Source organism: Leucobacter triazinivorans (genome assembly GCF_004208635.1).
Classification (GTDB): domain Bacteria; phylum Actinomycetota; class Actinomycetes; order Actinomycetales; family Microbacteriaceae; genus Leucobacter; species Leucobacter triazinivorans.
This window is the reverse complement of sequence record NZ_CP035806.1, coordinates 1,983,232-2,004,194: the sequence shown is the minus strand read 5'-3', so window position 1 is coordinate 2,004,194 and position 20,963 is coordinate 1,983,232. Positions and strand designations below refer to the sequence as shown.

General features: G+C 70.5%; 22 protein-coding genes. 7 read left to right on the top strand and 15 right to left on the bottom strand.

Translation table 11 applies throughout. From position 1 onward, the window contains the following. The 9 genes from EVS81_RS09140 to EVS81_RS09100 all read right to left on the bottom strand — a co-directional run bounded on the left by EVS81_RS09140 (position 1) and on the right by EVS81_RS09100 (position 8,888). Complete coding sequence (locus tag EVS81_RS09140) at positions 1–1,470, bottom strand: FAD-binding oxidoreductase (protein ID WP_130110115.1); 1,470 nt, start codon at positions 1,468–1,470, stop codon at positions 1–3. A 166-nt stretch (positions 1,471–1,636) separates the two neighbouring features. Continuing rightward, a complete protein-coding gene (locus EVS81_RS09135; RefSeq protein ID WP_130110114.1) occupies positions 1,637–2,413 on the bottom strand; it encodes an SDR family oxidoreductase in 777 nt (258 codons plus the stop codon). Further along, the gene (locus EVS81_RS09130; RefSeq protein WP_130110113.1) at positions 2,410–3,930 is read right to left on the bottom strand and encodes an NAD-dependent succinate-semialdehyde dehydrogenase; all 1,521 of its coding nucleotides are present in this window, start codon (positions 3,928–3,930) and stop codon (positions 2,410–2,412) included. The genes EVS81_RS09135 and EVS81_RS09130 overlap by 4 nt, the downstream gene beginning before the upstream one ends. Next, positions 3,927–4,850: an NAD(P)-dependent oxidoreductase gene (locus EVS81_RS09125; RefSeq protein ID WP_130110112.1), complete on the bottom strand. Its 924-nt coding sequence runs from the start codon at positions 4,848–4,850 to the stop codon at positions 3,927–3,929. Before EVS81_RS09125 ends, EVS81_RS09130 begins: the two co-directional genes overlap by 4 nt. Further along, positions 4,847–5,404, bottom strand: coding sequence for a formaldehyde-activating enzyme (gene fae, locus EVS81_RS09120; protein WP_130110111.1), 558 nt, complete (start codon positions 5,402–5,404; stop codon positions 4,847–4,849). Before fae ends, EVS81_RS09125 begins: the two co-directional genes overlap by 4 nt. Next, a complete protein-coding gene (locus EVS81_RS09115) occupies positions 5,404–6,345 on the bottom strand; it encodes a glycine betaine ABC transporter substrate-binding protein (protein WP_130110110.1) in 942 nt (313 codons plus the stop codon). Before EVS81_RS09115 ends, fae begins: the two co-directional genes overlap by 1 nt. Positions 6,346–6,392: 47 nt before the next feature. Beyond that, entirely contained in the window at positions 6,393–7,190 is a 798-nt protein-coding gene (locus EVS81_RS09110) for an ABC transporter permease (RefSeq protein WP_130110109.1), read from the bottom strand. Further along, positions 7,187–8,230, bottom strand: coding sequence for an ABC transporter ATP-binding protein (locus tag EVS81_RS09105; protein WP_205879306.1), 1,044 nt, complete (start codon positions 8,228–8,230; stop codon positions 7,187–7,189). Before EVS81_RS09105 ends, EVS81_RS09110 begins: the two co-directional genes overlap by 4 nt. Beyond that, positions 8,223–8,888, bottom strand: a complete 666-nt coding sequence (locus EVS81_RS09100) for an ABC transporter permease (protein WP_240739792.1) — start codon at positions 8,886–8,888, stop codon at positions 8,223–8,225. Before EVS81_RS09100 ends, EVS81_RS09105 begins: the two co-directional genes overlap by 8 nt. 121 nt (positions 8,889–9,009) lie before the next feature. On the opposite strand from EVS81_RS09100, the gene EVS81_RS09095 reads away from it, so the two are divergent. Beyond that, entirely contained in the window at positions 9,010–9,876 is an 867-nt protein-coding gene (locus EVS81_RS09095; RefSeq protein ID WP_130110107.1) for an IclR family transcriptional regulator, read from the top strand. A gap of 113 nt (positions 9,877–9,989) precedes the next feature. Here the strand turns inward: EVS81_RS09095 and EVS81_RS09090 are convergent, their stop codons facing one another. The 4 genes from EVS81_RS09090 to EVS81_RS09075 form a co-directional block, all read right to left on the bottom strand. Then, positions 9,990–11,327: a dihydrolipoamide acetyltransferase family protein gene (locus EVS81_RS09090; protein WP_130110106.1), complete on the bottom strand. Its 1,338-nt coding sequence runs from the start codon at positions 11,325–11,327 to the stop codon at positions 9,990–9,992. Between the two features lie 147 nt (positions 11,328–11,474). Then, on the bottom strand, positions 11,475–12,554 hold the full coding sequence (locus EVS81_RS09085; protein WP_130110105.1) for an alpha-ketoacid dehydrogenase subunit beta: 1,080 nt from the start codon (positions 12,552–12,554) through the stop codon (positions 11,475–11,477). Continuing rightward, positions 12,551–13,753, bottom strand: coding sequence for a thiamine pyrophosphate-dependent enzyme (locus EVS81_RS09080; protein WP_130110104.1), 1,203 nt, complete (start codon positions 13,751–13,753; stop codon positions 12,551–12,553). The genes EVS81_RS09085 and EVS81_RS09080 overlap by 4 nt, the downstream gene beginning before the upstream one ends. Positions 13,754–13,795: 42 nt before the next feature. Continuing rightward, a complete protein-coding gene (locus EVS81_RS09075; RefSeq protein WP_130110103.1) occupies positions 13,796–14,965 on the bottom strand; it encodes a histidinol-phosphate transaminase in 1,170 nt (389 codons plus the stop codon). 112 nt (positions 14,966–15,077) lie between these two features. On the opposite strand from EVS81_RS09075, the gene EVS81_RS09070 reads away from it, so the two are divergent. From EVS81_RS09070 to EVS81_RS09045, 6 genes are all read left to right on the top strand, one after another. Beyond that, entirely contained in the window at positions 15,078–15,485 is a 408-nt protein-coding gene (locus EVS81_RS09070; protein ID WP_130110102.1) for a phage holin family protein, read from the top strand. Between the two features lie 124 nt (positions 15,486–15,609). Continuing rightward, positions 15,610–15,858, top strand: a complete 249-nt coding sequence (locus EVS81_RS09065) for an arsenate reductase/protein-tyrosine-phosphatase family protein (RefSeq protein WP_130110101.1) — start codon at positions 15,610–15,612, stop codon at positions 15,856–15,858. Between the two features lie 322 nt (positions 15,859–16,180). Further along, positions 16,181–17,566 carry an adenylosuccinate lyase gene (purB, locus tag EVS81_RS09060; protein ID WP_130110100.1) on the top strand — a complete coding sequence of 462 codons (1,386 nt, stop codon included), beginning with the start codon at positions 16,181–16,183 and terminating at the stop codon, positions 17,564–17,566. 97 nt (positions 17,567–17,663) lie between these two features. Further along, the gene (locus tag EVS81_RS09055) at positions 17,664–18,521 is read left to right on the top strand and encodes a siderophore-interacting protein (RefSeq protein WP_240739791.1); all 858 of its coding nucleotides are present in this window, start codon (positions 17,664–17,666) and stop codon (positions 18,519–18,521) included. 115 nt (positions 18,522–18,636) lie between these two features. Then, the gene (locus tag EVS81_RS09050) at positions 18,637–19,467 is read left to right on the top strand and encodes an LssY C-terminal domain-containing protein (RefSeq protein ID WP_130110099.1); all 831 of its coding nucleotides are present in this window, start codon (positions 18,637–18,639) and stop codon (positions 19,465–19,467) included. Further along, a complete protein-coding gene (locus EVS81_RS09045) occupies positions 19,460–19,984 on the top strand; it encodes a hypothetical protein (protein ID WP_130110098.1) in 525 nt (174 codons plus the stop codon). The genes EVS81_RS09050 and EVS81_RS09045 overlap by 8 nt, the downstream gene beginning before the upstream one ends. Positions 19,985–20,032: 48 nt before the next feature. Here the strand turns inward: EVS81_RS09045 and EVS81_RS09040 are convergent, their stop codons facing one another. Both EVS81_RS09040 and EVS81_RS09035 read right to left on the bottom strand, forming a co-directional pair. Further along, on the bottom strand, positions 20,033–20,320 hold the full coding sequence (locus tag EVS81_RS09040) for an ABC transporter ATP-binding protein (protein ID WP_130110097.1): 288 nt from the start codon (positions 20,318–20,320) through the stop codon (positions 20,033–20,035). A gap of 27 nt (positions 20,321–20,347) precedes the next feature. Beyond that, positions 20,348–20,932, bottom strand: a complete 585-nt coding sequence (locus EVS81_RS09035; protein ID WP_240739790.1) for a hypothetical protein — start codon at positions 20,930–20,932, stop codon at positions 20,348–20,350. Positions 20,933–20,963 lie beyond the last annotated feature (31 nt).

Sequence of the window (20,963 nt, the reverse complement as noted above, 5' to 3'; positions counted from 1 at the left end):
TCACTCCGCCGCGGCGACGGGGTAGATCGTGCCCCGGTTCATGATCCCGTTCGGATCGAAGCCGCGCTTGAGCACCTCGAGCATCGGGTAGGCGCTGCCGTGCTCCTCGAGCGTCCACGGCGTGCGGTACTTGCCGATACCGTGGTGGTGCACCATCGAGCCGCCGAGCCGCAGCGCCTCCTCGACCACGATCGCGTTGAGCGGCTCGTGGTACTCGGTGATCTCGTCGCGCGGGTCGCAGTCGATGTTGTAGTCGTAGACGAAGTAGAGGTTGGTGCCGGTCTGGTAGCTGTGCGAGGAGTGCGCGCCGAGCATGGTGAGGTCGGCGGCGCGCGGGAACTCGGTGCGCGCGCGGCGCATCACCGATTCGAAGAGCTCCTCGACGCTGGACCAGTCGATCGACACCTCGGTCGTGTACCCGAGGTGCGCCTGCTCCAGCATCGTGCGCTTCTCGGCGTCGATCTTGTCCTGGCCCCAGTTCAGTCCGTCGAACCACTCCTCGATGAGCGCGGGATCGACGCGCTCGTGCGGGATGTCGGCGAAGATCCGCTCGACGCCCTCGGCGGTGGCGTCCGCGACGCCGCGCGGCCCCTCGGCGACGACCACGACGACCGACCTGCCGCCGGCGAAGTGGGCGAAGTGCTGCGCCGCATCCTCCTCGGAGTAGGCGCGCGCGACCGAGGGGCGGTAGCCCTCGGTGATGATCCGGCGCAGGCCGTCGACACCGGCGGGAAGCGAATCGACGAGGTAGCCGAGGAAGCGGTGGTTCTCCGGCTGGAACGCGAAGAGCTTTACCGTCACCTCGGTGATGAAGCACAGCGCGCCCTCGTTGCCGATCGCGATGTGGCGGATGTCGGGGCCCGCGGCGCGGCGCGGCACGTTCTTGATGCGGCTGACGCCGCCGCCGGGGAACACCGCCTCGAGGCCGACCACCATGTCCTCGATGCCGCCGTAGAGGGTCGAGAACTGTCCGATCGAGCGCGTCGCGACGAGGCCGCCCATCTGTGCGATCGGCTTCGACTGCGGCGAGTGCCCGGTGGTGAGGCCCTGCGCGCGCAGCGTGTCCTCGAGCACCTGCAGCGGCACGCCGCACTGCACGGTCGCCATCATGTCGACGGGATCGATCCTGAGGATCGCATTCATCTGCGAGCCGTCGAGCACGATGGAGTCCTCGACGATGGTCTCGAGCCCGCCCTCGGTCGCGGTGCGACCCGTGCGGGGTACCACGTTCACGAGGTGCGCATCGGCGAAGGCCAGCACCTTCACCACGTCCTCGGTGGAGCGCGCCGTGACGATGGCCGCGGGGATCGGGCCGTCGTAGATGCCGTGCACGGCGCTGTACTTCTTGAATCGGTCGACGCTCGCCTCGCGCAGCTCCTGCGCGTTGGTGACGACCTGCGCCTCGCCGACGAGATCGTGCAGTGCGGAGACGATGTCGGATCGGCTGAGGTCCGATCGTGATGCAACCATGGGAATGAGGATCCTGTTCTTTCGTTGAGGTTCGTGGGATCTTGCGCCGAGATGCCTACCCGGTCATCCTGCGCGAGGAACGAGTCGCAGGATCCACATGATGGATTCTGCGACTGCGCGCAGAATGACGAGCAGCGGTCGGCACGGTCAGTTTCGGCATGATCGTTCAGCGGACGAGGTAGCCGCCGTCGACGGTCAGCACGTGGCCGTTGACGTAGTCGGAGGCCCGGCTGGCGAGGAACACGGTCGCGCCCATCAGGTCGGCGATGTCCCCCCACCTCCCGGCGGGCGTGTGCTCGAGCACCCGGCGGTTGCGCTCGGGGTCCGTGCGGGTCTGCTCGGTGATGGGGGTCGCGAAGTAGCCGGGGGCGATCGCGTTGACCTGGATCCCGTGCGGGCCCAGCTCGTCGGCGTAGGCCTTGGTAAAGCCGACGATGCCGTGCTTGGTCGCGGCGTAGGCCGGGGATCCGAGACCGCCGAGGAACGCGAAGAGCGAGGCGACGTTGATGATCTTGCCCGAGCCCTGCGCGATCATGCGCTTGGCCGCTTCGTGGCCCATCTCGAACGCGGCGGTCAGGTTCACCGCGACCATCGGATCCCACTGCTCCCGATCGAACTCGGCGACGTCGGCGATCCGGCTGATGCCCGCAGAGTTCACGAGGATGTCTACCCCGCCGAGCGCTTCGGCGCAGGCGGCGACGGCCTCGGCGGGCGCACCGGCCCGGGTGATGTCGACCGTGATCTCCTCGTAGCGGCGGCCCTCCGCCCGCACGAGCGCGGCGGTCTCGCCCCCGTCGGAGAAGAGGCCGGGCACGAAGACGTCAGCGCCGGCCTTCGCGAGCGCGAGCGCAAATCCCTGCCCGAGCCCGGTGTTCCCTCCCGTGACGATCGCGCGCTTCCCCTCCAGGGAGAAGAGCTCCAGGGAGAAATCTGTGATGTTCAATCCAGCTCCTTCGAAACTGTGCGGTCGGTTCGAGCGAAGGGATCGGAGATGCCGATGTAGCGGGTCTCGAGGTACTCCTCGATGCCCTCGAAGCCGCCCTCGCGACCGAGGCCCGACTGCTTCACCCCGCCGAAGGGCGCGGCGGGGTTCGAGACGATGCCGGTGTTCAGGCCGAACATGCCCGTGTCGAGCCGCTCCGCGAGCCGCAGCGCGCGGTTCAGGTCGCGCGTGTACGCGAAGCACACCAGCCCGAACTCGCTCGCGTTGGCGAGCCGCACGGCCTCGTCCTCCGTGTCGAAGGTGACGATCGGAGCGACGGGGCCGAAGATCTCCTCGCGCAGGATCCGCGCCTCCCGCGGCACGTCCTTGAGCACCGTGGCGGGGTAGAAGTAGCCGGGTCCGTCCGGGGCCTCCCCGCCGAGCACCAGCGTCGCCCCGTCCTCCTGCGCCTCGGCCACGAGCGCAGCGACCTTGTCGCGCGTCGCGGCGTCGACCAGCGGGCCGAGCGTGGCGTCCGGCTCGGTGCCGCGCGCGAGCACGTACCCGCGCATCCGTGCGACGAGCTTCTCCGAGAACTCCGCGGCCACGCTCTTGTGCACGAGGAAGCGGTTGGCCGCGACGCACGCCTCGCCGCCGTTGCGCAGCTTGGCGAGCAGGGCGCCCTCGACGGCCGCGTCGACGTCGGCGTCCTCGAAGACCAGGAAGGGCGCGTTGCCCCCGAGTTCCATCGAGACGCGGAGCACCTGATCCGCCGCGTCGGCGATGAGCCGCCTGCCCACCTCGGTCGAGCCGGTGAAGGAAAGCTTCCGCAGCCGGTGATCCTTCAGCAGCGGCCCGGTGACGGCGCCGGCCCGCGAGGTCGGGAGGAGGTTCACGACCCCTGCCGGCACGCCCGCCTCGACCAGCACCTCGCCGAGCAGCAGCGCCGTCAGCGGCGTGAGCGCTGCCGGCTTCAGCACCGAGGTGCAGCCCGCGGCGAGCGCCGGCGCGATCTTGCGCGTCGCCATCGCGAGGGGGAAGTTCCAGGGCGTGATGAACAGGCACGGCCCCACGGGGCGCTTGGCCACGAGCAGTCGGTTTTTCCCGTCGGGCGCGGTCGCGTAGCGACCGGAGATCCGTGGCGCCTCCTCCGAGAACCAGCGCAGAAACTCGGCGCCGTAGGCGACCTCGGCGCGCGATTCGGCGAGCGGTTTGCCCATCTCGAGGGTCATCAGCAGCGCGAAATCGTCGGCCCGCTCGGTGACGAGGTCGAACGCGCGACGCAGGATCTCGGCGCGCGCCCGCGGGGCGGTGGCGGCCCAGGCCTCCTGCGCGGCGTCGGCAGCGGCGAGCGCCGCCTCGCCGTCCTCGGGCGTCGCGTCCGCCACCAGGGCGAGCGTCTCGCCCGTCGCGGGATCGGTGACGGCGAACTCGGCCCCCGCGGATCCGTCGCGCCACTCCCCGGCGATGAGGAGCCGGGTCGGCACGCGCTCCAGCAGGGCGCGCTCGCCGGCGCTCACGGCACTCGCCCCGCTCATGCGTCCGCCCCCAGCCGCAGCGGCCGGCCGAGCAGATCCTCGTAGAGCTTGAATGGCGTCATCTCACCGGCGCGGTCGCCGTAGCTGGCCCGCGCCCTGCGGAACACCTGCTCGACCAGGGAGGAGACCTCGGCGGGCATGCCCACCGAGCGGGCGAGATCCACCGACAGGCCCAGGTCCTTGCAGGCGAGCGCGATGGCGAAGCCCTCGTCGTAGTCGCCGTCATTCAGGATCGAGAGCACGTCGCGCTCGACGAAGGTGCTGTTCGCGGGGCTCGCGATCAGCGAGTCGCGCAGCACGCCGAGGCCGACGCCGGCCTTGACGCCGATCGAGAGCACCTCGGCCGTGGCGACCAGGTGCGAGAACCACAGCTGGTTGATCATGAGCTTCACGGCGTAGCCGGCGCCGGCGCCGCCGACGTGCAGGATCCGATCCGGATCCCCCATCGCCTCGAACACGGGCCGCAGCCGGGCCACGTCCTCGGCCTCGCCGCCCACGAAGATCTGCAGCATCCCGTTCGCGGCGCCCACCGACATGCCGCTCACGGGCGCGTCGAGGATGCGCAGCCCGCGCGCGGTGTGCTCGGCGCGGATGCGCTCGGTCACCTCGGGCACCGAGGTCGACATGTCCACCCAGGTGCCGCCGTCTGCGATGCCGGCGAGGATGCCGTCAGGGCCGCTCGCGACCTCGGCGACGTGCCGGGGCGTGGGCAGCATCGTGATGACGACGTCGCTCGCCGCGGCGACCTCGGCCGCGGTGCCGACCCAGCGGGCGCCGCCCGCGACCAGGGCGTCGGCGGCCTCGCGCCGGATGTCGGTGACGACGAGGGGGAAGCCCGCGGCCTGCAGGTTCCTCGTCATGCCTGAGCCCATGCTGCCGAGTCCGATGAACCCGACGGTGGGCTGGGTGGTGGTGGTCATGCTTCGCTGGCTGCTTTCGGAGTGAAGAAGGGGTTGGAGGGACGGTGTCGGGCTTCGAGCACCTCGTCGAGCCCGGGGAGTGAGGCGGCGCCGTTGCGCAGCGCGGTGCGGGTGGCCTCGCGGTTGTTGGCGTACACGGCCTCGGCGTCGTCGGCGCCGGGGTTCACCCACACAGCGGCGACGAGCGCGTGCGTGTCGGCCGCCTCGGCGGGGATCGATCCCTCGGCCACCGCGTCGGCGACACCGGCCGCGACGCCGGCCTGCGCCGGACCCCAGATGTGGGTGCCGTGCTCGTCGCTCGCGGGTGCGGCCTTGGTGACGAACAGGGTCAGCGGCTTCACCGGGAGCGACGGCCGCAGCACGGCCATGAAGGGCACGTGCCCCTGGCTCGGGGTGGCGAGAGCCGTAGCCCACGCCACCCCGGCGGGTCCGTCGCGGTGGCCGAGCACCGTGTTGATGTGCGCGGCGTTGACGCCGTCGCCGACGAAGCTCTCGCCGACCTGCACGGACTGCGCCTGCACGGACTGCGCCGGCTGCTGCGCGGATCCCGTCATCAGATGAGCTCCTGCTCTTCGAGCCACTCGATGGCGACGTCCTCGGGATCCTCGCCCTCGACGTCGACGAGCGCGTTGAGGCGCTGCATCTCCTCGGTGGTGAGCAGCGGGCTGACGAGGTCCATGACGTCGGCGATCGCCGGGTACTCGTCGAGCGTCGACTGCTTGAGCGTGAAGCCGCCCTGGTAGCTGGGGAAGAACTCGAGGTCGTCCTCCATCACCACGAGGTTCAGCGCGGGGATGCGGCCGTCAGTCTGGAACACCTCGCCGAAGTTGCAGTCGTCGCCCTTCTCGGTCGCGGTGTAGATCACGCCCGTGTCGAGCATAGTGACGTTGGAGTCGGGTGCGTCGAAGCCGTACGCGGCCTTCAGCCCCGGCCAGCCGTCGTCGCGAGTCGAGAACTCGCTCTCGATGCAGAAGGTCTGATCGGCGCTCGGCAGCTCCGCGACGTCGCTGAGCGACTGTACACCGAGCGCATCGGCCTCGCTCTGGCGGATGGCGAAGGCGTAGGTGTTGTTGAACGGAGCGGGATCGAGCCAGGCGATCCCGTTCTCGGCGTCGGCCTCTCGCACGGCGTCGAACTGCGCCTCGGCGCCCTGCACCGGCTCGGTGTTGCCGTTGTAGGTGATCCACGCGGTGCCGGTGTACTCCCAGTAGCCGAGGAACTGGTCGTTCTCGAGCGCCTGGCGCACGTTGGCCGAGCCGACGAGCTTGGTGTTCGCGGTGACATCGGCCCCGTGCGCGTTGAGCAGCTCGGTGGTGATGTGGGCGAGGATGTACTGCTCCGAGAAGTCCTTCGAGCCGATCTCGCCTGTGAGCCCCGAGAGCTCGTCGCTCGCGGAGGATCCGCCTCCCGAGCCGCCCGAGGAGCATCCGGTCAGGACGAGCGACCCCGCCGCGAGGGCGGCGAAGGCGAGAGTTGCGGCTTTTCGTGCGTGCATGGTGGTTCCCTTTCGGTGTGGATCAGAGGTTGATGACGGAGCGGGGCCTACAGGCCGCGGGGGCGGACGGCTTCCTCGACCAGGCCGGCGGCCCAGTCGATGAGTACCGCGATGCTCGCGACCAGTACCGCGCCGACGACGAGCACGGGATAGCGCTGTAGCTTGAGGCCATTGACGATCATGTCGCCGAGACCGCCGGCGTTGATGAAGGTGGCTACGGTCGCGACACCCACCGCGAAGACGAGCGCGGTGCGCAGGCCGGCGAGGATCACCGGCGAGGCGAGCGGCAGTTCGATGCGGCGCAGCACCTGGGCCGAGGTCATCCCCATGCCCTTGGCCGACTCGCGCACGTTGGGGTCCACCTGGGCGATACCCGTGATGGTGTTGCGCAGCACCGGGAGGAAGGAGTAGACCACGAGCGCCACGAGGGCGGTGGCGAAGCCCGTCTGCCACAGGATGGCGAGCAGGATCACCACACCGATCGCGGGCGTGGCCTGTCCGATGTTGGCGAGACCGATGACGATGCCGGTGAAGACCCGGGACTTCGAGCGGCTGACCGCGATGCCCGCCGGGATCGCGAGTACGGCCACCAGCACCGCGGCGACGACCGACAGCGTCAGGTGCTCGCCGATGCGGGCGATGATGTAGCCGCTGTTGAGCGTGCGCTGCTCGATGGAGTCGAGCTCGAGGGCGGCGATCCAGAGGTAGGTCGCGAGCAGCACGGCGGCCACGACGATGAGGGGCATGAGGCGGCGCAGCACAGGAGGCATGCCCCGACGCCGTTCGGTCCCGTCCGCCGTCGTGATCAGCGTGGTGGGCGACGGGGTGATCTGCTGGGCGGTCATGACCGCTCCCCGGTCCCCTGCGGGGCGGGGACCTCCGCGCCCAGCACGGCCGAGATCGCCGCGAGGTCGAGGGAGCCGACGGCCCGCTCCCCGTCGGCGACGTTGATGCGGGGTGCGCCGGTGAGCACGAGGAGGTCGAGGGCCTCGCGCAGCGAGTCGTCCGGCGAGATCGTGATCGAAGGGGCGCTCGCGTCCGCCGGGCCGAACCGCGCACCGTTCACGGGGATCAGCGCGAGCCGCTTGAGGGCGGCGCCCTGCCCGATGAACGAGGTCACGTAGTCGTTCGCCGGGGCGGCGAGCACGTTCGCGGGGGTGTCGAACTGCTCGATCTGGCTGCGCTCGCTCAGCACCGCGATGCGGTCCCCCATCCGGATGGCCTCTTCGAAGTCGTGCGTGACGAAGATGATCGTCTTGCCGATGTCGGCCTGCAGTCGGAGGAACTCGGCCTGCAGCTTCTCCCGCGTGATCGGGTCGGTGGCGCCGAACGGTTCGTCCATGAGCATCACGGGCGGGTCCGCGGCGAGCGCGCGCGCCACGCCGACCCGCTGCTGCTGTCCGCCCGAGAGCTGGCGCGGGAAGCGGTCGGCGAAGACGGCGGGATCGAGCTGCACGGTGCGCAGCAGCTCGTCGACGCGCTCGGCGGTGCGCTGCTTCGACCAGCCGAGCAGCTTCGGCACGACCGCGATGTTGTCGGCGATCGTGAAGTGCGGGAAGAGACCGATCTGCTGGATCACGTATCCGATGTGGCGGCGCAGCTCGTTGCCGTCGAGCGAGAGCACGTCGTCGCCGTTGATCCGGATCGAGCCGGAGGTCGGCTCGATGATCCGGTTGATCATCTTCATGGTCGTCGTCTTGCCGCAGCCGCTGGGGCCGACGAACATGACGAGCTCGCCGGGCTCGATGCGCATCGAGAAGTCCTCGACCGCGGGGACCTGCTGCCCGGGGTAGTGCTTGGTGATGTGATCGAGTTCGATGTCGACGCCGCCCTGCTGAGCGGCGAGCGAGGAGATGACGCCGGTGTTGGTGGTGAGTTCAGGCACGGAGACCCCTTGAAGTCGTGTAGCGGGCGATGAGGACGAAGATGCCGTCGAGGACGAGGGCGAGGATGATGACGACCACGGTTCCGGTGAGCGCGTAGTTCAGCGCGTTCTTCGAGCCGAGCGATGAGAGGCCCTTGAAGATGTACTCGCCGAGACCGGGACCCGCGACGTAGGCGGCGATGGCGGCGATGCCGACCGTGAGCTGCGCGGCGACGCGGACGCCGGTGAGGATCACCGGCCAGGCGACGGGCAGCTGGATCGTGAAGAGCACTCGCACCGGCCCCATGCCGACGCCGCGAGCGGCCTCGAGCACGGGGAGCGGCACCTCGCGCAGCCCCACGACGGTGTTGCGCACGATGGGGAGCAGCGAGTAGAAGACGAGCGCGACGACGGTGGGGAGCCAGCCCAGGCCGAGCACGGGGCTCAGCAGCGCCAGCAGCGCGAGCGAGGGGATCGTGATGGCGACCGCCGAGGCGGTGAGGACGACGGACCGGGCGAAGCGGCGGCCGCGCACCAGGATCCCCAGGCCGATCCCGATCACCATCGCGAAGGCGAGGGAGATGAGCACGACCACCAGGTGGTCGAGGGTGAGCTCGAGGATGTCGTCGGAGCGACGCGAGAGGAAGGTGAGCAACCCTTCCCAATCGAAACCTGTCAAGAACCGTTCTCCTGTCTCATCGTCGAGGCGGTGTGAGGACAATGCCCCATAAGCTACCCGCTGTAACCATTTCGACATACTCAATTGTCAATATGGCAACAATAGGGCTTACACTGTTCAGATGACCCCGCCGACATCCGCCGCATCGCCCCGCCGCAACTCCTCCGGCCTCACGCGCGACATCGAGATCCTCGAACTGCTCGGATCGCCCGAATCGTTCCGGAGCGCAGGCCTCGGAGTCACGCAGGTGGCGCAGTCCCTGGGACGCGACAAGGCCGTCGTCTCCCGCGCGCTCACCACGCTCGCCGAAGCCGGTCTCGTCGAACGCGACGAGGCTTCGCTGCGCTACCTGCCCGGAGCCCGGCTCTACGCGCTCGCCGCCTACAGCGCCCCGTCGGCCATCGTCCACGCGTCGCGGGCGCACCTGCGGCGGCTCACTCAGCTCACCCGCGAGACCAGCCACCTCTGCGTGCTGCGGGGCGGAAACGTGCTCACGCTGCTCAGCGAGCTGAGTTCGCACGAGGTCCGCACCACGGGATGGGCGGGCATCACCACGGCGGCCTGGCGCACGCCGTCAGGCCGAGTGCTGCTGAGCGACTGGGACGAAGCCTCCCTCACGCACTGGTACCGGGATCACGGCAGGGATCACGCCCTGGTGGGCGTGCTGAACCCCGACGCCGAGCCCCTGGGGTTCCCGCTGCTGGAGACGCCGCCCCCGGGTACGGCGCCGGTCGCCGATCTGGAGTCCCTCCTCGTCGAGCTCTCGCACATCCGGGAACGCGGATACGCCACCTCGGACGAAGAACTGGAGATCGGAGTCGTCGCTGCCTCCGCCCCCGTCGTCGACTTCACCGGGCGCATCGTGGCGGCCATCAACGTCAGCGCGCCCAAGGTGCGCATCGGCCATCGCCTCGACGCGCTCGGCGTATACGTGGCCCGGGCTGCGCGCGAGCTCTCCCAGCACCTCGGCGCACCCGCGACCGAGTAGCCCGCGCCGGCGGGCGGTCGCGGCGGCCCGGGTCAGTCGAACGGCAGCGCCGGAGCAATCCGGCAGCGCCGGAGCAATCCGGCAGCGCCGGGCCAGTCGAACGGAGCGCCGGATCAATCCAGCAGCAGCGCGGGCTCCTCGAGCACCGAGGCGACATCGGCGACGAAGCGCGAGATCACGTCGCCGTCGACCACCCGGTGATCGAACGATCCGCCGACGGTCGTCACCATGCGCGGGCGCACTTCGCCGTCGACCACCCAGGGCTTCTCGCGGATCGTGCCCATCGCCATGATCGCCACCTCGCCGGGGTTGAGGATCGGCGTGCCGAAGTCCATGCCGAAGACGCCGATGTTGGTGATGGTGATGGTGCCGTTCTGCATCTCGGCCGGCTGCGTGCGGCCGTCGCGCGCCGTGATGGTCAGCTGCTCGATCGCCTTCGCGAGGTCGAGCAGGCTGAGCTCCTGCGCCTCTTTGATGTTCGGCACGATGAGGCCGCGCGGCGTGGCGGCGGCGATCCCCAGGTGCACGAAGTTGTGACGGATGATCTCGGTCTCCGTGAACGTGGAGTTGACCTGGGGATTGCGGCGGATCGCCCACAGCATCGCCTTCGCGAAGATGAGCAGGGGCGACACCTTGACGCCCGCGAAATCGGTGGAGCCCTTCAAGCGCTTCACGAACTCCATCGTGCGCGTCGCGTCGACTTCGGTGAAGACGCTCACGTGCGGAGCCTCGGTCGAGCTCGTGACCATCGCCTTCGCGATCTGCTTGCGCATGCCCTTGAGCGGGATGCGCTCCTCGCGGGCCTCCGGCGCCTCGGGCGTCGAGAGATTGCGGAAGACGCTCGCCTGCGAGGCCTGCCGCACCACGTCGTCGCGCAGGATCTCACCGGCGATCCCGGTGCCGCTCAGCTGCGTGAGATCGACGCCCAGGTCCTTCGCGAGCTTGCGGATCGGCGGCTTCGCGATCACGGGCGACGCCTCGGCCACGGGCAGCGACGGCGCCGCACCGACGGCGGATGCCGCTCCCCCGAGCAGCGGCTCGCCGCCGCGACGCCGGCGGGACTTCACCGCGCCGGCGGTCCCGTATCCCACCAGCACGGCCCCGCCCTCATCCTCGTGCTCCACCGAGCCCGCCGCGTCGGCCACGGCGTCTCGGGTCTCCTCCGACTCCGCGGGCTCGGGGATCGGCGCGGGCGCCGCCCCGTCGTCGCCCGCCACCGACACGCGCAGGATCGGATCGCCGACCGGCACGGTCTGGCCCGCCTCGGCGAGCACCTCGGTGACGGTGCCGGTGAACGGCGAGGGGAGCTCGACCAGGGACTTCGCGGTCTCGATCTCGCAGATCACCTGGTTGAGGGCGACCGCGTCACCGGGAGCGACGTGCCAGGCGACGATCTCCGCCTCGGTCAGTCCCTCGCCGACATCGGGGAGGGGGAACGTCATCTCGCTCATGTGTGGCTCCTGGGATTCGGTGTGGCAACAGCGTATGTCTGGGGTGTCCGGTCAGTCCGCGCGATCTCGCGAGTCGCGGAATCTCACTGCGCGACCGCGCGACTCCTCCGTCGCTCGCGATGACTCGGACTGGCGCACCGGCGCACCTCAGTAGTGCATCGTGCGGTCGACGGCCTCGAGCACCCGGTCGGCATCCGGCAGGTAGAGCCCCTCGAGCCTCGCCGGGGGGAAGGGTACGTCGTACCCGGCGACGCGCAGCACCGGCGCCTGCAGCGAGTAGAAGGCGTGCTCGGCGACGTAGGCGGCGATCTCGCTGCCGAGGCTGACGCCGCCCTGCGCCTCCTGGGCGACGACGAGGCGCCCGGTGCGGCGCACGGAGTCGAGCAGCGGACCGTAGTCGACGGGCGAGAGGCTGCGCAGATCCACCACCTCGAGGCTCGTGCCCTCGGCCTGCGCCACCTCGGCGGCCTGCAGCGCGGTGGTGACCATCGCCCCCCAGGACACCACGGTGCAGTCGCTGCCCGAGCGCGCCACCCGCGTGCGGTGCAGCTCGGCGGTCGGCGCCGAAGGATCGACCTCGCCCTTCTGCCAGTACTTCGCCTTGGGCTCGAAGAACAGCACCGGATCCGACGACTGGATCGCCTGCTGGATCATCCAGTACGCGTCGTTGGGGGTGGACGGCGCGACGACGCGCAGTCCCGGGGTGTGCGCGAAGTAGGCCTCCGGGCTCTCCTGGTGATGCTCGACCGCGCCGATGTGGCCGCCGTACGGCACCCGGATGACCACGGGCATGGGCACCCTGCCGTCGTGGCGACTGGTGAGCTTGGCGAGCTGGGTGACGATCTGATTGAACGCGGGGAAGATGAAGCCGTCGAACTGGATCTCGATGACCGGGCGGTAGCCCCGCATGGCGAGGCCGATCGCGCTGCCGACGATGCCGGCCTCGGCGAGCGGGGTGTCGAGCACCCGTGCCGACCCGAACTCGGCCTGCAGGCGGTCGGTGACGCGGAACACGCCCCCGAGGGGGCCGATGTCCTCGCCCATCAGCAGCACGCGGTCATCTGCCGCCATCGCGGCGCGCAGGCCCTCGTTGATGGCCTTGGCGAGCGGCAGCGTGGTGCGCTCGCTCAGCACGGTCGGTGCGGCGGGAACCCGGTGCGCGGACGTCGTGGGAGCCTCGGGATCCCGCGCGATCCGACGCGTCTCATCGGTCTCGGTCGTGCTCATGCGCCCGCCCCTCCCTGCGTCTCGGACGCGAACGACGACTCGTAGCGCTCGAGCCACTCGCGCTGCTCCTCGACGCGGGGATGCGGCTCGGAGTAGACGTGCGCGAACATGGAATCGGGCTCGGGCGCCGGCAGGCTCAGGATCCCGTCGCGAATGCGCTTCGCCTCGGCATCCGCGGTCTCGCGCACCTCGTCGAAGAAGTCGTCTCCGACGCCGAGCGTGCGCAGGTAGGTCTCGAGGCGGGCGATCGGGTCGCGCCGCCGCCAGCTCTCGAGCTCGCCGGACGCGCGGTAGCGCGTGGGGTCGTCACTCGTGGTGTGGGCCCCGATGCGGTACGTGAGGGCCTCGATGTAGCTCGGGCCCCGCCCCTCGCGCGCGTCGCGCAGGAACCGACGGCCCACCGCGTAGGCCGCGAGCGGGTCGTTGCCGTCGATCTGCACGCTGCGCAGGCCGAAGCCGAGGGCGCGGCGGTACAGCGGCGTGCGCGACTGCCGGGCCACGGGCACCGAGATGGCCCACCCGTTGTTCTGCACCACGAACACCTCGGGCGTCTGGTAGCTGGCAGCGAAGATCATCGCCTCGTTGGCGTCGCCCTGGCTGGTGGTGCCGTCGCCGTAGAACACCATGGTCGCCTCGCCCGTCGCGGTGCCGGGCTCCCCCGCGTCGAGGGCCGGATCGGCGGCGCGGCGCTTGGCATCGAGCAGCTGACCGAGGGCGTAGCCCGTGGCGTGCTGCGTCTGCGCGCCGAGCACGAGCGTGTAGAGGTGGAAGTTGCCGTTGGCCGGGTCGGTGACGTCCCAGCCGCCGTGGGTGAGCCCGCGGAAGAGCGCAGCCACCTGCACGAAGGGCACGCCGCGGATCTTCGCGATCGCGTGCTCGCGGTAGGCCGGGAAGATATGATCCTGCGGCTCCGACGCGCGGGCCAGGCCGACCTGGCAGCCTTCCTGACCGACACTGGGCACCCAGAGTGCGAGCTGTCCCTGGCGCTGCAGGTGCGTGCACTCGGTGTCGAACGCGCGGGTCGAGACCATGTCGCGATACCACTGCATGAAGTCGTCGGCGCCGACCGCCGAGAGCTCGTCCGCGAACGCGGCCGCGGTGCTCGAGGGCGCGTAGTCGCCGGCGTCGTCGAGGAAGCGGATCGGCTCGGGATCCGCGCCACCGGACAGCAGCGGGGTGTCAGTCGTCTCTTCGCTCATCTCGACCCAGTGTAATCGCGCCCCATGTCGCGGGGCGGATATTCACCCGCCGGACGCTGCGGTACCGGCACTCGCGCGGAACGGGGCCGGGTGCATCGCGGGAGCCGGCTCCTGCTGACGGTGGGCGCCGACGATGCGCAGCACCTCGGGCAGGCTCTCCGGCTCCCCCACCGAGATGCGCACGCCGTGACCGGCGAACGGCCGCACGAGGGTGCCCTGCTCTGCGAAATCGGCGGCGAGCGCGAGAGCGCTGGGCACGCCGCCCTCGCCAGGTGCGGTCTCGGGGATCCAGACGAAGTTGCCCTGCGCCGCGGGAACGGCGATGCCCTGCTCGCGCAGTCCGGCGGCGAGCGCGTCGCGCCGCGTCACGAGCTCGGCGATCCGATCCGCGTTCGCCGCCCGCGCCTCCGGAGCGAGCGACGCGAGGGCGGCGCTCTCCGCGATGCCGGTCACCGACAGCGGGATCGAGACGCTCGCCGCGGCGCCGAGGATCGCGGGATCGCCGACCCCGTACCCGATCCGCAGGCCTGCCAGCCCGTAGGCCTTCGAGAAGGTGCGCAGCACCACGAGGTTGCGGTGGTCTCGCAGCACGTCCTCGCCCCGCACGGCGTCGGGATCGGTGACGAACTCCCGGTACGCCTCATCGAGCACCACCAGGACGTCGCGCGGCACCTGCGCCATGAAGCGGTCGAAGTCGGCGCGCCGGATCGCCGGCCCGGTCGGGTTGTTCGGCGTGCAGAGCAGCACGACGCGCGTGCGCTCGGTGACCGCGGCGGCCATGGCGTCGAGGTCGTGCTCGGAGCGCGCGGTCAGCGGCACCGCGACGGGGACGGCGCCCGACGCGAGTCCCAGGGACGGATACGCCTCGAAGCTGGGCCAGGCGTGGACGAACTCGTCGCCCGGCCCCGCCGCGGCCTGCACCAGCTGGTAGAGGATCGCGACCGAACCGGCGCCGAGGTGCACTCCGTCGAGGCTCACCCCGAAGAACCCGGCGAGCATCGCCCGCAGCTCGGGCATCGCGGCGGCCCCGTAGCGGTTCGTCTGCTCGGCGCGCCGCGCGATCGCCTCGAGCACGCCGGGTAGCGGCGCGAAGGGGTTCTCGTTGCTCGAGAGCTTGAACCCGGGCTTGGTGGGGGCGGCGCCCTGCCGGTAGGCGGGCGTTGCGAGCACGTCGGGACGGAGGCGGACGGGCGGCACGGCGTTTTCGCTCATGGATGTTCAGTGTAGAGGTGGGGCGCAGCGGCCCGCCGGTTCTCCTGCGCGGATCGCGCACCGGCAGGCAAGATCTGCGCCGCTCCGCAGCTCGGGCTGGGAGACTGGTGGCATGCGCACCATCATCAGAGTTCTCGTCGGCGCCTTCGCGCTCTGGCTCACCACGCTCATCGTGGGCGGCCGCGGTCAGCACGGCGTGTGGATCGCCCCCATCAGCGACGACGAGTACGCGCCGCTGCTCACCCTCGTGCTCGTAGCACTGGTCTTCGGGCTCGTCAACGGGACGCTCGGCCGCGTGGTGCGCTTCGTCTCGATCCCGCTCACCATCCTCACGCTGGGCCTGTTCGGCCTCATCGTGAACGGATTCCTCTTCGCGGTCGTCGCCTGGCTCTCCGACCTCGCGGGATTCGGCCTGCGGATCGAGTCGTTCTGGTGGGGCGTGCTCGCGGCGCTGGTGATGTCGATCCTCGCGGGTCTGCTGAACGGCCTGCTCGGCACCGGCAAGAAGAAGGATCGCTGAGCGGGCCGCCGTCGCGGAATTCAGGACGCGTCTGCTGCGCAATGCGGTGCGTAGTGCAGCAGACGCGTCCTGAAATTCTGCGAACCCTCGGGCAGACGACGGCAGCGGCCACCGCGCCACGCGGGTGAGCAGCGCCGACATCGCGGGTCACGACCAGCTCATCGCCCTGGACCGGGGCCACGAGCGGCACCTGCGCGAGCTCGGTGCCGATCCGGATCGCCTCAGCCTGCTCACCGCCTTCGACCCCGAGCGGCCGACCGACCCGGATGTCTTCGACCCCTACTGCTCGGAGCAGGGCGCCTTTCACAAGGTGCTGGCGCAGGTCGAGCGCAGCAGCGCCGCGCTGCTCGAACACCTGACTCGGCGCAGCTGACCGCATTCGCGCGCCGTTTCCACCTCGCACCGCGGGCCCTCGCGCCCGCCACACCCCACCGCGCGGCGACCCACCCCGCCCGCCACGCCCCACCCTGCCACGCGAGACGCCACGCGCACTGTCTTCGGGCGTCAGTAGTTGTCACCAAACCTGACGGGAGGCAGCAACTACTGACGCCCGAAGACAGAGGGCGCGGAGGCGCGGGCTGGGGCGGGTCGAGGCGCCGGGTGCTGACACCGCGGGGGCGCCGGGTGCGTGAGAGAATGGACCTCGGATCGCGCGGAGGATCGCGCACCTCACGCCACGACTGCACGGAGACTCCATGACGCCCCTGCCCCCGCAGCCCCTCAGCCCGCTCGACGGCCGCTACCGCGCGCAGGTCGCGGGCCTCGGCGACACGCTCTCGGAGGCGGGCCTCAACAAGGCGCGCGTGCACGTCGAGGTGGAGTGGCTCGTCTACCTGACGCAGCACGCGCTGCTCGGCGGCGCCCCCATCGCCGATGAGCAGGTCGCCGCACTGCGCGAGTGGGCCGCGGGCTTCGGGCAGGCCGAGATCGACGAGCTCGCCGAGACCGAGCGCACCACCCAGCACGACGTGAAGGCCGTCGAGTACCTCGTCCGCGGGCAGCTCGAGCGGCAGGGCCTCAGCCACCTCGCCGAGCTCACCCACGTCTGCTGCACCAGCGAGGACATCAACAACCTCTCTTATGCGCTCACGGTGAAGCAGGCCATCGCAGACGTGTGGCGCCCCCGCTTCGAGAAGGTCATCGGAGAGCTCGCCCGCCAGGCCGAGCAGTACCGCGAGCTGCCCATGATGAGCCGCACGCACGGTCAGCCCGCCACGCCGACCACGCTCGGCAAGGAGCTCGCGGTCTTCGTGCACCGTCTCGAACGGCAGCTGAACCAGATCGACGACATCGAGTACCTCGGGAAGTTCTCGGGCGCCACGGGCACGTTCGCGGCGCATCTCGCGGCCGATCCCGATACCGATTGGACCCGCGTCTCGCAGGAGTTCGTGGAGGGCCTCGGCCTCGACTGGAACCCGCTCACGACGCAGATCGAGTCGCACGACTGGCAGTCGGAGCTCTACACGCGTATCGCGCACGCCAACCGGATCCTGCACAACCTCGCCACCGACATCTGGAGCTACATCTCCATCGGCTACTTCCGCCAGATCCCGGTCGCCGGGGCGACGGGATCCTCGACCATGCCGCACAAGGTCAACCCGATCCGTTTCGAGAACGCCGAGGCCAACCTCGAGCTCTCGAACGCGATCCTCGACTCCCTCGCCGCCACCCTCGTGACGAGCCGCTGGCAGCGCGACCTCACGGATTCGTCGGCGCAGCGCAACATCGGCGTCGGTCTCGGCCACTCCGTGCTCGCGCTCGACAACATCCTCAAGGGCCTCGGCCAGATCGACGCCGCCCCCGAGGTGCTCGCCGCCGACCTCGACGCCAATTGGGAGGTGCTGGGCGAGGCGATCCAGACCGTGATCCGCGCCGAGGTGACGGCCGGCCGCTCGACCATCGCGGATCCCTACGCCGTGCTCAAGGAACTCACCCGCGATCGCCGCATCGGCCAGGCCGAACTCGTGGAGTTCGTCGAGGGCCTCGAGATCGGGAACGCGGCGAAGCAGCGGCTGCTCGCGCTGACCCCTGCCACCTACATCGGCGACGCGGTGCGGCTGCTCGACTTCCTGCAGCGCTGAGCACGCGCGGTCGCCGAGGCGCCACGCGCCGGCGACCCCCTGGCAGCACCGACCCCGGTGTGCCAGGGTGGAGGCATCCGACGAGAGGATCCTCCCCGTGACCGCAACTCAGCTGCCGGGCGATCGCTTCACCCGAGTTCGCACCGCGCACCGCTTCACCGCGCGACGTGTGACGGTGATCGACCTCATCGAGATCGAACGCTTCACTCGGGTGACGCTCTCGAGCGACGAGCTCGGCGATTGGGCGAGCACTGGACCGGAGGATCACGCGCGAGTCTTCTTCCCCGATCCCGAGACGGGCGAGCTCACGGCCCCCGCACCCGCTGGTCCGCACGAGAGCGGGATCGTGCGCCCCGCCGGCGTCGCCTTCGGCCGAGACTTCACGCCGCTCAACGTGCGCACGAGCCCCGGCTCGGGGCACCGGGTGTTCGACCTCGACATCCTGCGGCACCCGGGCCCGGGCCCTGCAGCACGCTGGGCGGATCGCGCCGAACTCGGCGATGAGATCGTGATCGTGGGGCCGCGGGGCTCGCTCTCGGTCGCCTCCCGCGCACCTCGGGTGCTCTGCGTGGTCGATGAGACCGCCCTGCCGGCCGCGTCGCGGTGGATCGCCGACATGCCGTCGTCTGCGCGTATCGAGATCATCGCTGACGTTGTCGGCGGTCTCGACTGGGTGCGAGCGTATCTCGCTGCGCAGGGCGGCCGCGATGTGCCCGTCGCCGCTCCCCCGCCAGGTTCCGACGGCCTGGCGGCCGCCGTGCGCGAGGCGGGCATCGACGACGGCACCTACGTATTCGCGGCGGGAGAGGCGACCCGACTCGTGCCCCTGCGCCGCCTGCTGCGCGGCGAACTCGAGGTGCCGCGCCAGCAGTACGCGATCACCGGCTACTGGAAGCGCGGGGCGGCCGCCTTCGACCACCACGCTCCGCTGGACCCCGCAGACCCCGAGGTCTGAGGATCCGGCGGCTGCTGCGCCCGCTGCGGCTGCTGCGCCCGCCCCACCCGCTCCGCCAGGCCGTCCGCCCCACCCGGGCCGCGGCCGTCGGCACCGCTGCGACTAGCATGGGTCCATGGACCCGGTGCAGCGTTCTCGCGTTTCGCTCACGGCCGTGCTCGACGAGTTCTTCTTCGTCTACGCCGGCCTCGCAGCGATCTGGCTGGCGTGGCTCGTGCTCACCGAGACGTTCAGCTTCGGCTGGTTCGGGATCCTCTTCCTCGTGGCGTTCTGGGGACTGCTGGCGTATCTCGTGCTGCCCCGCCTGCACCGCATACTGACCACGATCTACGTGCCCGACTACTTCATCGCCCGCACTCGCACGAGCGACGGGCTGCTGGGCGACCCCATCAACCTCTCGGCCCGCGGTTCCGAGGCCCAGCTGCACCGCGCCATGACGCAGGCGGGTTGGATCCTCGCCGACCCGGTGACGCTGCGCTCGTCGTGGCTCATCATCACCTCGACGCTCACCCGGCGCAGCTACGAGCGCGCGCCCGTGAGCCCCCTGCTGCTCTTCGGACGCATTCAGGACTTCGCGTACCAGCAGGAGGTCGCGGGGAATCCGGCGAAGCGGCACCACGTGCGCTTCTGGCGCACGCCGGACGGATGGCTGCTGCCCGGCGGCGCCCGGGTCGATTGGCTCGCAGCTGGCACCTTCGATCGCGCAGTCGGCTTCTCGCTCTTCACGCTGCAGATCACGCACAAGATCGACGCCGACATCGACGTCGAGCGGGACCACGTGGTCGCGACCGTCATCGGCGCAAACGATGCCGCCGGAGTCGAGCTGCTGGCGGATTTCTCGACGGGCTATCACTCCCGCAACGGCGGCGGCGACAGCATACGGACGGACGGGGATCTGCCGATCCTGGATCTGCGCGGACTCCCAGAGGGGGCGACCCGTGATTGAGCAGCCGCGGAAGCGGTCCGCGGTCGAGCCCGCCGCGGCGCTCTTCGCGCGAGACGCGCAGCCGCACGCTCGCGCGTCCCGCCCGTCCTCCGTCGCCGGGGGCGCCGCGCTGGTGGTGCTCCGCGCCGGAGGCGCCATGCTGTGGAGTGTCGGCCTGCTGCGGGAGTGGGCGTCGATCCGTGATGAGCTCGAGCTCACGACCGCCGAGTCCGCGTGGGCCCTCGGCGTAGTGCTCGGCGTCGAGGGCGCCTGGGCGCTGCTGCTCCTGGCTCTGGCCTGGGCGGTCTGGCGCGGCAGCAACGGCGCCCGCATCTTCGTGATGATCGGAGCCACCACGAGTATCACCGTCTCGGCGATCGCCTACTTCGCCATGGGTGAGGAGATCACCGTGCGCACCACCCTCGTCACGCTTGCGCTGGACATTCTGGTGCTGCTCGCGCTCTCGAGCCGCGACGCCCGCGCCTGGACGAGGCACCGGGCCAACGAGCGTCGCGCGCGCCGCACGCGGGAACGGTGAGGGGGCGGCGGCACGAGCAGACGTGCGGCCGCTCGGGCCGGTCCCGCGTCAGTGCCAGTTCGTGTCGTCTGGGCGACGCAGATCCTTGCGCGCCTCGAGATCCTCGGCGCTCGGCTTGCCGCCGAGCCCCACGAGCGCCACCATCATCACCGAGACGATGAAGCCGACCGCCAGGAAGATGAGCGAGAGCACCCAATCGCGGGTCGCCATGAGCACGATCAGTCCGGCGAACACGCCGAGCACCCCGGAGAAGCCGACGAGTTCCAGCGGGCGCAGGCGATCCCGGCGCGACGGGGTCACGGGATCCTGCTCGGTGGGCTCGGGAGACTGGCTCATCGTCTGCTTTCGTGTCGGATCGGTGTGCTAGCGGTCGCGTCGCGCGGGTTCGCTGCGCCGCGTATCGAAGGCGGAGATGCCCAAGAAGACTCCCGCGATGATCGTGTACGCGCCAAAGAACCCGAGCACGGCGACGGGGTCTTCGCGCACCAGAAGCGTCAGGAGCGCGAGCAGGATCCCCGAGGCGCCGAGCAGCGCGGCATCGGCCCGGCTGCCGGGACGCACGACGCTGCCGATGAACTCGAGCAGCGCACTCACGAGCGCCCAGGCCGAGATCACGCAGGCGAACAGGATCGCCGTGGCGGTGAAGGGCAGCACGACAGCGGCAGCGGCAGCGGCGATCGCGAGCAGCAGCGGCACCGCTCCGGGAGCGCTCGACCGCTGGGAGGTCCACTCGATCAGGTGCGCGAGCGCGATCCCGCCCAGCGCGATCGCGGCCACCGACCGGTCGAAGCCGAGCTGCTCGTGCAGTGTCGCGGTGAACGCGATGACGATACCGGCGACGAGCAGCACGACGACGCGCACCAGGCTCACACTGCGCGGCATCCGCGCGACGTGGTCGGAGGCTTCGGGGGTCGTCGACGGCCCAGTGCCGGTCACCGCAGCAGCCATGACTCCCCTTTCCTCGTCTTCCAGTCTATCG

Bases quoted from the DNA above. Each gene is read 5' to 3' on its own strand.
- EVS81_RS09125 (WP_130110112.1), bottom strand. From the start codon at position 4,850: ATGACCACCACCACCCAGCCCACCGTCGGGTTCATCGGACTCGGCAGC.
- EVS81_RS09115 (WP_130110110.1), bottom strand. From the start codon at position 6,345: ATGCACGCACGAAAAGCCGCAACTCTCGCCTTCGCCGCCCTCGCGGCG.
- EVS81_RS09095 (WP_130110107.1), top strand. From the start codon at position 9,010: ATGACCCCGCCGACATCCGCCGCATCGCCCCGCCGCAACTCCTCCGGC.
- fae (WP_130110111.1), bottom strand. From the start codon at position 5,404: ATGACGGGATCCGCGCAGCAGCCGGCGCAGTCCGTGCAGGCGCAGTCC.
- EVS81_RS09090 (WP_130110106.1), bottom strand. From the start codon at position 11,327: ATGAGCGAGATGACGTTCCCCCTCCCCGATGTCGGCGAGGGACTGACC.
- EVS81_RS09075 (WP_130110103.1), bottom strand. From the start codon at position 14,965: ATGAGCGAAAACGCCGTGCCGCCCGTCCGCCTCCGTCCCGACGTGCTC.
- EVS81_RS09080 (WP_130110104.1), bottom strand. From the start codon at position 13,753: ATGAGCGAAGAGACGACTGACACCCCGCTGCTGTCCGGTGGCGCGGAT.
- EVS81_RS09050 (WP_130110099.1), top strand. From the start codon at position 18,637: ATGGACCCGGTGCAGCGTTCTCGCGTTTCGCTCACGGCCGTGCTCGAC.
- EVS81_RS09140 (WP_130110115.1), bottom strand. From the start codon at position 1,470: ATGGTTGCATCACGATCGGACCTCAGCCGATCCGACATCGTCTCCGCA.
- EVS81_RS09085 (WP_130110105.1), bottom strand. From the start codon at position 12,554: ATGAGCACGACCGAGACCGATGAGACGCGTCGGATCGCGCGGGATCCC.
- EVS81_RS09130 (WP_130110113.1), bottom strand. From the start codon at position 3,930: ATGAGCGGGGCGAGTGCCGTGAGCGCCGGCGAGCGCGCCCTGCTGGAG.
- EVS81_RS09035 (WP_240739790.1), bottom strand. From the start codon at position 20,932: ATGGCTGCTGCGGTGACCGGCACTGGGCCGTCGACGACCCCCGAAGCC.
- purB (WP_130110100.1), top strand. From the start codon at position 16,181: ATGACGCCCCTGCCCCCGCAGCCCCTCAGCCCGCTCGACGGCCGCTAC.
- EVS81_RS09110 (WP_130110109.1), bottom strand. From the start codon at position 7,190: ATGACCGCCCAGCAGATCACCCCGTCGCCCACCACGCTGATCACGACG.
- EVS81_RS09040 (WP_130110097.1), bottom strand. From the start codon at position 20,320: ATGAGCCAGTCTCCCGAGCCCACCGAGCAGGATCCCGTGACCCCGTCG.
- EVS81_RS09070 (WP_130110102.1), top strand. From the start codon at position 15,078: ATGCGCACCATCATCAGAGTTCTCGTCGGCGCCTTCGCGCTCTGGCTC.